The organism is Arthrobacter sp. ZBG10, from assembly GCF_001238605.1.
In the GTDB taxonomy this organism is placed as follows: Bacteria; Actinomycetota; Actinomycetes; order Actinomycetales; family Micrococcaceae; genus Arthrobacter.
On the sequence record NZ_LFQH01000070.1, the window covers coordinates 40,046 to 51,098 of the forward strand.

The window sequence follows — 11,053 nt, forward strand, 5'->3', positions numbered from 1 at the left end:
ATGACTGACGTAGTTGACCGTTCCGCCATCTTAGGCGCCGGCACCCCCACGGCGCAGCCGGCCGTGGACACCGCAGCGCTCGGGGAACAGCTGCTGGGCAAATGGGCCGCGATCCGGCACCAGGCCCGCGACCTGGCCGGCCGGCCGGAACTGCACAAGACCGAAGGCCTGACGCACACCGAACACCGGTCCCGCGTGACGGGCCAACTGCAGTTCCTGGTGGACAACGGCGCCGTGCACCGGGCCTTCCCGGCCCACCTGGGCGGGGCGGACAACCACGGGGGGAACATTGCCGGGTTCGAGGAACTTGTGGTGGCCGACCCGTCGCTGCAGATCAAGGCAGGCGTCCAATGGGGGCTGTTCGGCTCCGCCGTGATGCACCTGGGCACCGAAACCCACCACACCAACTGGCTGCCCGGCATCATGAACCTGGACATCCCCGGATGCTTCGCCATGACCGAAACAGGGCATGGCTCGGACGTGGCCAGCATCGCCACCACCGCGACGTATAACAACGCCGCCGGGGAATTTGTGCTCAACACCCCGTTCCGTGCCGCGTGGAAGGACTACATCGGCAACGCCGCCATCGACGGCCTGGCAGCGGTGGTGTTTGCGCAGCTCATCACGAACGGCGTGAACCACGGCGTCCACGCCTTTTACGTGGAGCTCCGGGACCCGAAGACAGGTGCGTTCCGGCCAGGCGTCGGCGGCGAGGACGACGGCATTAAGGGCGGCCTCAACGGGATCGATAACGGCCGGCTGCACTTCACCAACGTCAGGGTTCCCCGCACCAACCTCCTCAACCGTTACGGCGACGTCGCAGCGGATGGAACCTACACGTCCCCCATCGCCAGCCCCGGCCGCCGCTTCTTCACCATGCTCGGAACCCTGGTCCAGGGCCGGGTGTCCCTGGACGGGGCAGCAGTCGCAGCCTCCAAGGTGGCCCTGACGGCCGCCATCCGCTACGCCACTGAACGCCGCCAGTTTAACGCCTCCTCGCACACGGAGGAGGAAGTGCTGCTGGACTACCAGCGCCACCAGAAGCGGCTCTTTACCCGGCTCGCCGGAACCTATGCCGCCAGCTTCGCGCACGAACAGCTGCTGCAGAAGTTCGACGACGTCTTCTCCGGCGCCCACGACACCGATGAGGACCGGCAGGACCTGGAAACCCTCGCCGCCGCCTTGAAGCCCCTCAGCACCTGGCACGCCCTCGACACCCTGCAGGAATGCCGCGAGGCCTGCGGCGGCGCCGGGTTCCTCGCCGAAAACCGGTTCGCCTCGCTCCGGGCGGACCTGGATGTCTACGCCACCTTTGAAGGCGACAACACCGTGCTGCTGCAGCTGGTGGCCAAGCGCCTCCTGGCCGACTACGCCAAGGAATTCCGGAACGTCGACTTCGGCGTCCTGGCGCGGTACGTGGTGGGGCAGGCCACCGGCGCCGCGATCCACCGCACCGGACTGCGGCAGGTGGCCCAGTTCATGGCCGACACCGGCTCCGTGCAGCGGGCCGCCATCGCCCTCCGGGACGAGGAAGGCCAACGCGCCCTGCTTACCGACCGGGTGCAGACAATGGTGGCCGGGATGGGCGCAGCCCTGAAGGGGAGCAATAAACTTTCGCAGGAGCAGGGCGCGGCTTTGTTCAACCAGCACCAGAATGAACTCATCGACGCCGCCCAGGCGCACGCCGAACTCCTGCAGTGGGAAGCCTTCACCGACGCACTGGCGGATGTCGAGGACCCGGGCACCAAAAAGGTGCTGACCTGGCTGCGTGACCTGTTCGGGCTGTCCCTGATCGAGAAAAACCTGTCCTGGTACCTCATGAACGGCAGGCTCTCCATGCAGCGCGGCCGCACCGTGGGGGACTACATCAACAGGCTGCTGGTGAAAATCCGGCCGCACGCCCTGGACCTCGTGGCTGCCTTCGGATACGGCGACGAGCACATCAGGGCTGCCATCGCCACGGGCGCAGAGAAGGAACGCCAGGACGAAGCCCGGGCTTACTTCCGGGCCAGCCGCGCCAGCGGCCGGTCCCCGATGGACGAAAAGGTCCTGATCGCCCGCGCCGCCGGGCAGCGCAGGGCAGGCGCCCGGCACCCGGCCTGACCGGACGCCCGCAACAGCAACGGCCGCAAACAACGACGGCGCCGCTCCCACCCAAGGGGAACGGCGCCGTCGTCGTCAGGACGTTACTGGCCTTGGGCCGGGAGGACTGAGCGGTAGACCTCCAGGGTGGTTTCCGTGATGGATTCCCACGAGAAGTGCTGTTCCGCACGCAACCGGCCGGCTTTGCCCATGGCCCGGGCACGCTCCGGATCGGAAACCACCTCGGTGAGCGCGGCGGCGAACTCGGTGACGAACTTCTCCGGGTCCAGCGGGGTGCCGGTTCCGTCCGTGACCTGCTCAAGGTCAACCAGCAGGCCCGTCTCACCATGCTGGACCACCTCGGGAATGCCGCCGGTAGCGCTGGCCACCACGGCAGCTCCGCAGGCCATGGCCTCAAGGTTGACGATGCCCAACGGCTCGTAGATGGAGGGGCAGGCGAAGGCGGTGGCATGGCTGAGGACCTGGATCAGCTCATGCCGGGGAAGCATCCGCTCGATCAGTACCACGCCGGTGCGCTGCTCCTGCAGCTCTTCGATCAGGCGGGCGGTTTCAGCGGCCAGCTCTGGAGTGTCCGCGGCGCCAAGGCAAAGAACCAGCTGGACTTCCGCCGGCAGCTTCGCCGCTGCCCGCAGGAGGTACGGAACCCCCTTCTGGCGGGTGTTGCGGCCCACGAAGACCACGCTGGGCCTGGCGGGGTCGATGCCCAGGGCGCGGACGGCGTCGTCGTTTTCGTCCCGGGTCCACAGTTCAACGTCGATGCCGTTGTGTACCACCCGCACCTTGGCGGGGTCCACCTCCGGGTAGCTGCGCAGGATGTCCTGCCGCATGCCCTCCGAGACGGCGATGATGGCGGCCGCGGCTTCGTAGGCGGTTTTCTCCACCCAGGAAGACAGGGCGTAGCCGCCGCCGAGCTGCTCGGCCTTCCACGGCCGCAGGGGCTCGAGACTGTGCGCGCTGAGGACGTGCGGGATGCCGTGCAGCAGACCCGCCAGGTGCCCTGCCATGTTGGCGTACCAGGTGTGCGAGTGCACCAGGTCCGCCCCGGCGATATCGGGTACTATCCGCAGGTCCACCCCGAGCGTCTGCACAGCGGCGTTGGCACTGCCCAGGTCTTCAGGGACCGCATAGGACGTCACCGCCGCCCCATGGTAGTCGGCGTCGCGCGGTGCCCCGAAGGCACGAACCTGCAGGTCAACGTGCTTACTAAGCACCCTGCTCAGTTCTGCCACGTGGACTCCGGCGCCTCCGTAGATCTCCGGCGGAAACTCTTTAGTCACAATGTCTATTCGCACAACACCCAAGGTAGTCGTTCACGCTTAACTGTTCTAGTGTGAAGGAGTCCGGGCCAACCGGACTGTCTTGGGAGTTACGAAGGCGTACAGGAGCGACCACCATGCCGTTGAACAAAAAAGTCCTGGCCATTGTCCTCGCAGGCGGCGAGGGCAACAGGCTGATGCCGCTGACGGCGGACCGCGCCAAACCGGCCGTCCCCTTCGCGGGAAGCTACCGCCTGATCGACTTCGCCCTTTCCAACCTGGTGAATTCGCGCTACCTGCAGATTGTGGTCCTCACGCAGTACAAATCGCACAGCCTTGACCGACATATCTCGGAGACCTGGCGGATGTCCACGCAGCTGGGCAACTATGTTGCCTCCGTCCCCGCGCAGCAGCGCGTGGGCAAGAGCTGGTTCCTGGGCAGCGCCAACGCCATTTACCAGTCCCTGAACCTGATCCACGACTCCAACCCCGACATCGTTGTTGTGGTGGGCGCGGACCACGTGTACCGGATGGACTTCTCCCAGATGGTGGCCCAGCACGTCAACAGCGGGGCCAAGGCCACGGTCGCGGCCGTCCGCCAGCCCCTGCACATGGCGGACCAGTTCGGGGTCATCGAAGTGGACCCCAACGACCCGCAGAAGATCTCCGCCTTTGTGGAGAAGCCGGCCAGCACCCCCGGCCTCGCCGCTGATCCGTCCCAGTTCCTGGCCTCCATGGGCAACTACGTTTTCGACGCCGACGCGCTGGTCGCGGCCCTCCACGTGGACGCCGAACGGCTGGACACCAAGCACGACATGGGCGGGGACATCATTCCCTACTTCGTGAACCAGGGCGAAGCCGGCGTGTACGACTTCACCCTCAACGACATCCCGGGTTCCACGGAACGGGACCGCACCTACTGGCGCGACGTCGGCACCATCGACTCGTTCTACGACGCCCACATGGACCTCATCTCCCCGCTGCCGGTGTTTAACCTGTACAACTCCGAATGGCCCATTTACACCCGGCAGAGCATCTCCCCGCCGGCCAAGTTTGTCCGCGGCCGGGACGACACCGTGGGCACCGCACTCGACTCCATCGTCTCCAGCGGCGCGGTCATCTCCGGCGGCGTGGTGGAAGGCTCCGTCCTCTCCAACGACGTCAAGGTGGGAACCAGTGCCCGGGTCATCGATTCCGTCCTGATGGACAAGGTCACGATCGGCGAAGGCGCCGTGATCAACCGTGCCATCCTCGACAAAAACGTGAAGGTACCCGCGGGGGCAGCCATCGGCCTGGACGCCGACCTGGACCGTGCCCGCGGCTACAAGGTCACCGATTCCGGGATCACCGTCCTGGCCAAAGGCCAGTTGGTCCCGGAGCCCGGCGACGACGAGCGCCGGCTTGCCGCGGAGCACCTGGACAGGATCCCGAAGTCCGTGATGGCCGCCGCTGACAGATACCCGGATGTCCGCGGCGCCGTGGGCCGGGTGGGCGAAAACCATGCTGCCGCGGCGGCAAACGCCGCCCAGCGGTAGCGTTTTTCCCTGCCTTGCACCGGGTCCGGCAGCGCGGCACCAGCCGTGCGGCCGGCCCGGGGGCCAGGCTGTAAAATTGATCGAATGAGCTCCCCCGATCTGTCGCCCGAGGAAATCCAGGCCTGCCTGAAGGTCCTGAACACCATCCACGCCTACGACGAGGAGCACCCGGACTACATCTCGGTGCGCCGGGCCACGGGGAAAATGTTCAAGGCCGTGAAGCGGCACCGCCGTGTTTCCAAGCGGGACCTGATCTCCGAGGCCGACCGGGCCGTCATCGCATTGACCGCCACTGCCGCGCCGGACCGCATCGACGACGAAACCCGGGGCAACAAGCTGGCGCCCTCGGCCACCGGAGACGTGGCCGGCCACCTCATCAGGTCCAGGCCCTGCTACATCTGCAAAAACCACTACACCCAGGTGGACGCCTTCTACCACCAGCTGTGCCCCGAGTGCGCGGCGTTCAGTCACGGCAAGCGGGACGCGCGGACCGACCTCACCGGCAGGCGCGCCCTCCTCACCGGCGGCCGCGCCAAGATCGGCATGTACATCGCCCTGCGGCTGCTCCGCGACGGCGCCCACACCACCATCACCACCCGGTTCCCCAAGGACGCCGCCCGCCGGTTCGCTGCCATGGAGGACAGCGGCGAATGGCTGCACCGGCTGCGGATCGTGGGCATCGACCTCCGCGACCCGTCACAGGTGATGGCCCTGACCGATTCCCTCAACGAGGCCGGTCCGCTGGACATCATCATCAACAACGCGGCCCAGACCGTCCGCCGTTCAGGCAATGCCTACAAGCCCCTGGTGGACGCCGAGGACGAGCCGTTGCCTGCTGCCCTGGAGCCCGCCAACGGTGGCCCGGAACTGCTGACCTTCGGGCACGCCCACGACAAGCACCCGCTGGCCCTTGCCGGCAGCGTGATGGAGCACCCTGTCCTGGCAGGGGACGCCATCACGTCGCTGGCGCTGTCCACGGGGTCCGCGTCGCTGGAACGCATCGCGGCAGGAACAGCCATCGACGCCGGCGGCCTGGTCCCGGACCTGGCCGGGATCAACAGCTGGACCCAGGTGGTGGACGAGGTGGATCCGCTGGAAATGCTCGAAGTCCAACTCTGCAACGTCACAGCACCGTTCCTGCTGGTCAGCAGGTTGCGGGACGCCATGCGCCGGTCCACTGCACACCGCAAATACATCGTGAACGTCTCCGCCATGGAAGGCCAGTTCTCCCGCGCCTACAAGGGTCCGGGGCACCCGCACACCAACATGGCCAAGGCGGCCCTGAACATGATGACCCGCACCAGCGCCCAGGAGCTGCTGGACTCGGACGGCATCCTGATGACCGCCGTGGACACCGGCTGGATCACGGACGAGCGGCCGCACTACACCAAGGTCCGGCTGATGGAGGAAGGCTTCCACGCTCCCCTGGACCTGGTGGACGGCGCAGCGCGGGTCTACGACCCCATCGTGATGGGCGAGGACGGCGAAGACCAGTACGGTGTTTTCCTGAAGGACTACAAGCCCAGCCCCTGGTAAGCGAACGGTCCGGCGCCCCACACGGGGGGCGCCGGACCGGTATCCCTAAGCTACCTGCGTGATCTCGACCGTGACGCTCAGCGCCGAGCCGCCGCCACCGGACAGGATGCCCTTCAGTGGCGGGACGTCGCGGTAGTCCCGGCCCCTGGCCACGGTGACGTGGAAGTCCCCGGCGGGCTTATGGTTGGTGGGGTCCCAGCTCCGCCAGGCCCCGTCCCACCATTCCAGCCAGGCGTGCGACTGCCCGGCCACTGTCTCGCCGATTCCGGCGCTGGAGCGCGGGTGCAGGTATCCGGAGACGTACCGGGCCGGGATCCCGCAGCTGCGCAGGGCACCGATGGCCAGGTGCGCCAGGTCCTGGCAGACCCCCTGGCGCTGACCCCAGGCTTCCTCCGCGTTGGTGGTCACCGCCGTCGAGCCTGACATGTACGTCATCTCGCCGCGCATCCACGCAAAAATGGCCAGCGCCGCCTCGTGCGGGTTCTTCCCCGCCACCACTGCCGGCACAATGCCCAGCACCTCGGAACCGGGCCCACTGAGCCTGGACTGCGGGAGCCAGTCGCTGTGGACGTCAAGGGTTTCCGGAGCGGACAGGACATCCCAACCCACAATGTCCGACTCGGACGGGATCTTCTCGGCGCGGTGGACCTCCACTGTGATGTTGGAGACCACCTCAAGGTGCTCGTGCGGCATCTGCATGTCGAACGCGGTGACCCGGGTGCCCCAGTAGTCGCGGTACGTGCTGACCGCGGCCTGGGTGGGCGAAACCTTGACGGTGGATTCCAGGACCACCTGCTGGGCGTCGGTGAGCGGCGTCATCCGGGCCTCGTTGTAGGACAGGGTGACGCGTTTGTTGTATTTGTAGGCCGTCCTGTGGACGATGCTGAGCCGGGTCATGAAACTTCTCCCACCCAGGCCAGTTCGTCCGCCTGATTGAAGTACTTACGGGAAATGGCGTCGGACGCCTGCGAAACGGCCTTCTGCACGCGCTCCATGTGTTCTGGCAGTTCGGACATCAGGTCATCGGTGCGGTGGAACTCGAGGAACGTGCGCGCCTGGCCCACAATGCGGCGGGCGTCGTTGATGAAGCCCACCCGCTGCGCTGACGGGTCCAGCTTCGCCAGGCATTCGTCGGCGTCCCGCAGGGCGTACACGATGGACCGTGGGAACAGCCGGTCCAGCAGCAGGAACTCGGCGGCGTGCTGGTCCCCGAACGCAGCCCGCCGGGTCCGCAGGAAGGACTCGTACGCTCCTGCACACCGGAGCATGTTCACCCAGGACATGCCCGCGGACAGGACATCGCGGGTGGACAGCATGCGGGCGGTCATGTCGGCGCGTTCCAGGGAGCGGCCCAGGACCAGGAACAGCCAGCTCTCGTCGTGGCTGACAGTGGTGTCAGCGAGCCCGCTGACCATTGCCGTGCGCTCCAGGGTCCAGTTGCAGAACCTGTAGGTGCCCACCACGTCCTTGCGGTGCTGGCTCAGCCCGTAATAGGTGGTGTTCAGGCTTTCCCACAGCCCGGAAGACACTGTTTCCCGGGCACGCCGGGCGTTCTCACGGGCGGCCCCGAGGGACCCTGCGATGGACGTGGCGCTGGTTTTGTCGTACGCCAGCGCGTGCAGGAGTTCAGGCAGGCCGAAGTCCTCACTCTGTGGCCGGGCGCCCATCACGGCCAGAAGCTCCTGGGCCACGCTGCGGCGCTCCTCCATGGGCAGGTGGTTCAACCGCTCCAGGTGCACGTCGAGGATGCGGGCGGTACCGTCGGCCCGCTCAACATAACGGCCGATCCAGAAAAGTGACTCGGCAATACGGCTAAGCATTCGTTGCAACCTCCTGCAGGCCCTGCATGGAAAAAGACGGGAAACTTCCGAAGAGCCGGTTCACTGCTGCTGCTCCGACTGGCGGTCGCGCCAGTTGCTCTCCACGGGCCACACGGACACGCGTTCGCGGACGGTGATGGCCTGCCGCGGCAGGGTTTCCACCGGGACCTGCGGCGAATCGGCAAGGACCCAGGTGTCCTTGGAGCCGCCGCCCTGGCTGGAGTTGACGATCAGGGAGCCCTCCTTGAGCGCCACCCGGGTCAGGCCGCCCGGCAAAACCCAGACGTTGTCGCCGTCGTTCACTGCGAAAGGCCTGAGGTCCACGTGCCGGGGACCGAACTTGTCCCCGCTCAGGGTAGGGACTGTCGAAAGCTGCAGGACCGGCTGGGCGATCCAGCCGCGCGGGTCGCCGATGATCCTCTGCCGCAAGGCATCCAGTTCATCCTTGGAGGCATCGGGGCCGATCACCAGGCCCTTGCCGCCCGAGCCATCCACAGGCTTCACCACAAGTTCTGCGAGGTTGTCCAGGGTGTACTCCCGGGCTTCCTTCTCCTCGAGGCGGAACGTGTCCACGTTCGCGATGATGGGCTCCTCGCTGAGGTAGTAGCGGATCAGGTCAGGAACGTAACTGTAGACCAGTTTGTCGTCCGCGACGCCGTTGCCCACGGCGTTGGCGATGGTCACCCCGCCGGCGCGTGCGGCGTTGACCAGTCCGGGGCAGCCAAGCATGGAATCGGCCCGGAACTGCAGCGGGTCCAGGAAGTCGTCGTCGATGCGTTTGTAGATGACGTCCACGCGCTGCTCACCGGCAGTGGTGCGCATGTACACGCGGTTGCCGCGGCAGATCAGGTCGCGGCCTTCCACCAGTTCCACACCCATCAACCCGGCCAGCAGGGTGTGCTCGAAGTAGGCACTGTTGAAGACGCCGGGCGTCAGGACAACAACGGTGGGATCGTCCACACCGGACGGCGCCGTTTTGCGCAGCGCGGAGAGCAGCCGGCGTGGGTATTCCTCGACGGGCCGGATCAGCTGCTGGCCGAAAGCCTCGGGCAGGCCCTTGGCCATGGCGCGGCGGTTTTCGAGGACGTAGCTGACGCCGGACGGGACGCGGACGTTGTCCTCCAGCACCCGGAACGTACCGGCGGCGTCGCGGACCACGTCAATGCCGGAAATGTGCACCCGGACGCCGCCGGCGGGTTCGAAGCCCTGGACCTGGCGGTGGAAGTGGGCGCTGGTGGTGACCAGCTGGCGGGGAATGACACCGTCCGCCACAACAGTCATCTTGTCGTAGACGTCGTTGAGGAAGGCCTCCAGGGCGCGCACACGCTGCGCGACGCCCCGTTCCAGGACGTCCCACTCGGCGGCGGGAATGACGCGGGGAACGATGTCGAGCGGGAAGGGCCGCTCCTCCCCCGCGAAATCGAACGTGACACCGCGGTCCAGGAAGGTGCGCGCCATCGAGTCCGCGCGGGCGCTGACATCAGCCAGGGAAAGTTTCCGCAGGGCGTCCGCCACCTGCCCGTAGGAGTCCCGTGCCTGCTGCCCGGGAGCGAACATCTCGTCGTAGGCTCCGGACCGGCCTGCGGCCTGGGAGTAATCCTGGAATAGGTCTGACATGTCCAATAGCCAACCACCTTTTTGTTTCGAATTCATTACTGTGGCCCATTCTGGCGTGTTGGTGGGGCTGTGTGGGTTCGTGGATTCCGGAGGTTTTCCGGCACAGTAGGTGAGTGCCAGCGAGCAGAAGCCGTTTTCGACCCCCACCGGGGAGCCCCCGTCGTGCCCGCCGGCTGCTTCCCGGGCTCGCCGCCGCTGCTGTAGCCCTGGCGGTGGCCTTCCTGGTCCACGGGCTGGTCCCGGTCCTGCCCGCAATGACCCTGGCCGTGGTGCTGGGCGTCCTCACCGCCAACCTTCCTTGGGCGGGCGCCTTTACTGCCGGGCGCGGCAGGCCGGGACTCGACTTCGCCGGCAAGCACCTGATGCGTGGCGGGATTGTGGTCCTGGGCCTGAAGGTCAGCGTGATGGACGTGCTGGGACTCGGCTGGCTGGCGCTGGTCCTGATCACCGGCGTTGTGGCTGCCAGCTTCGGCGGCACGTACCTGATCTCGAGGCTGTTCCGGCTGCCGCCGGTCACGGCCCTGCTGGTGGCCACCGGATTCTCGATCTGCGGTGCCTCCGCAATTGGTGCCATGGCCGCCGTGCGCCGCATCAAGCACGTGGACACCGTCCTGCCGGTGGCCCTGGTGACCCTCTGCGGCACGCTTGCCATCGGCGCCCTCCCGCTGCTGATCCATCCGCTCCAGCTCACCGCCCCGGTCTTCGGCGCCTGGACCGGCGCCTCCGTCCACGACGTCGGACAAGTGGTGGCCACGGCGCAAACGGCCGGCACGGCGGCACTTGGGATCGCCGTTGTCGTAAAACTCACCCGCGTGCTGCTGCTGGCCCCGGTGGTGGCCATCGCCGGGGCCCACCAGCGGCTGGCGCGGCAGCCTGACGACAGCCCGGAAAGCGGGCAGGTGCGTCCTCCTGTGATCCCGCTGTTTGTCCTCGGTTTCATCGCCATGGTGGGGCTGCGGTCCACGGACTGGCTGTCCGACGGCTGGCTGGAGGCAGGGGCGGTGCTGCAGGACATCCTGCTCGGGGCCGCACTGTTCGGCCTCGGCTCTGCTGTCCGCATCCGGGCGCTGCTCCTGACCGGCGGCCGGGCGCTCCTGGCCGCCCTCGCGTCGTGGCTGCTGATTGCCGTGCTGGGCCTGGGCGCCGCCGTCCTGATTGCCGGCTGATCCGGACCGACGGCCCCATG

The 11,053-nt window shown here is 67.1% G+C and carries 8 protein-coding genes; 4 read left to right on the plus strand and 4 right to left on the minus strand.

What is annotated here, in order from left to right; translation table 11 throughout:
• On the plus strand, positions 1–2,103 hold the full coding sequence (locus ACU18_RS16570) for an acyl-CoA dehydrogenase family protein (protein WP_050687357.1): 2,103 nt from the start codon (positions 1–3) through the stop codon (positions 2,101–2,103).
• 83 nt (positions 2,104–2,186) lie between these two features.
• On the opposite strand, the gene glgA is transcribed toward ACU18_RS16570, so the two are convergent.
• Positions 2,187–3,395, minus strand: coding sequence for a glycogen synthase (gene glgA, locus ACU18_RS16575; protein WP_050687359.1), 1,209 nt, complete (start codon positions 3,393–3,395; stop codon positions 2,187–2,189).
• Between the two features lie 101 nt (positions 3,396–3,496).
• Between glgA and glgC the strand changes: the two genes are divergently transcribed.
• Both glgC and ACU18_RS16585 read left to right on the plus strand, forming a co-directional pair.
• On the plus strand, positions 3,497–4,894 hold the full coding sequence (glgC, locus tag ACU18_RS16580; protein WP_050687360.1) for a glucose-1-phosphate adenylyltransferase: 1,398 nt from the start codon (positions 3,497–3,499) through the stop codon (positions 4,892–4,894).
• A gap of 84 nt (positions 4,895–4,978) precedes the next feature.
• Positions 4,979–6,430, plus strand: coding sequence for an SDR family NAD(P)-dependent oxidoreductase (locus tag ACU18_RS16585; RefSeq protein ID WP_050687363.1), 1,452 nt, complete (start codon positions 4,979–4,981; stop codon positions 6,428–6,430).
• Between the two features lie 45 nt (positions 6,431–6,475).
• Here ACU18_RS16585 and ACU18_RS16590 read toward each other — a convergent pair whose 3' ends face one another.
• Genes ACU18_RS16590 through ACU18_RS16600 form a run of 3 tightly spaced genes read right to left on the minus strand, consistent with a single transcriptional unit; the run spans position 6,476 to position 9,867 of the window.
• On the minus strand, positions 6,476–7,327 hold the full coding sequence (locus ACU18_RS16590; RefSeq protein ID WP_050687365.1) for a transglutaminase family protein: 852 nt from the start codon (positions 7,325–7,327) through the stop codon (positions 6,476–6,478).
• Positions 7,324–8,250 (minus strand): alpha-E domain-containing protein, encoded by a 927-nt coding sequence (locus ACU18_RS16595; RefSeq protein WP_018761308.1) that lies wholly within the window; start codon positions 8,248–8,250, stop codon positions 7,324–7,326. The genes ACU18_RS16590 and ACU18_RS16595 overlap by 4 nt, the downstream gene beginning before the upstream one ends.
• 60 nt (positions 8,251–8,310) lie before the next feature.
• The gene (locus ACU18_RS16600) at positions 8,311–9,867 is read right to left on the minus strand and encodes a circularly permuted type 2 ATP-grasp protein (RefSeq protein ID WP_050687367.1); all 1,557 of its coding nucleotides are present in this window, start codon (positions 9,865–9,867) and stop codon (positions 8,311–8,313) included.
• Between the two features lie 113 nt (positions 9,868–9,980).
• On the opposite strand from ACU18_RS16600, the gene ACU18_RS16605 reads away from it, so the two are divergent.
• Complete coding sequence (locus ACU18_RS16605; protein WP_050687369.1) at positions 9,981–11,033, plus strand: YeiH family protein; 1,053 nt, start codon at positions 9,981–9,983, stop codon at positions 11,031–11,033.
• Positions 11,034–11,053 lie beyond the last annotated feature (20 nt).

Bases quoted from the DNA above. Each gene is read 5' to 3' on its own strand.
- ACU18_RS16570 (WP_050687357.1), top strand. From the start codon at position 1: ATGACTGACGTAGTTGACCGTTCCGCCATCTTAGGCGCCGGCACCCCC.
- glgC (WP_050687360.1), top strand. From the start codon at position 3,497: ATGCCGTTGAACAAAAAAGTCCTGGCCATTGTCCTCGCAGGCGGCGAG.
- ACU18_RS16585 (WP_050687363.1), top strand. From the start codon at position 4,979: ATGAGCTCCCCCGATCTGTCGCCCGAGGAAATCCAGGCCTGCCTGAAG.
- ACU18_RS16590 (WP_050687365.1), bottom strand. From the start codon at position 7,327: ATGACCCGGCTCAGCATCGTCCACAGGACGGCCTACAAATACAACAAA.
- ACU18_RS16595 (WP_018761308.1), bottom strand. From the start codon at position 8,250: ATGCTTAGCCGTATTGCCGAGTCACTTTTCTGGATCGGCCGTTATGTT.
- ACU18_RS16600 (WP_050687367.1), bottom strand. From the start codon at position 9,867: ATGTCAGACCTATTCCAGGATTACTCCCAGGCCGCAGGCCGGTCCGGA.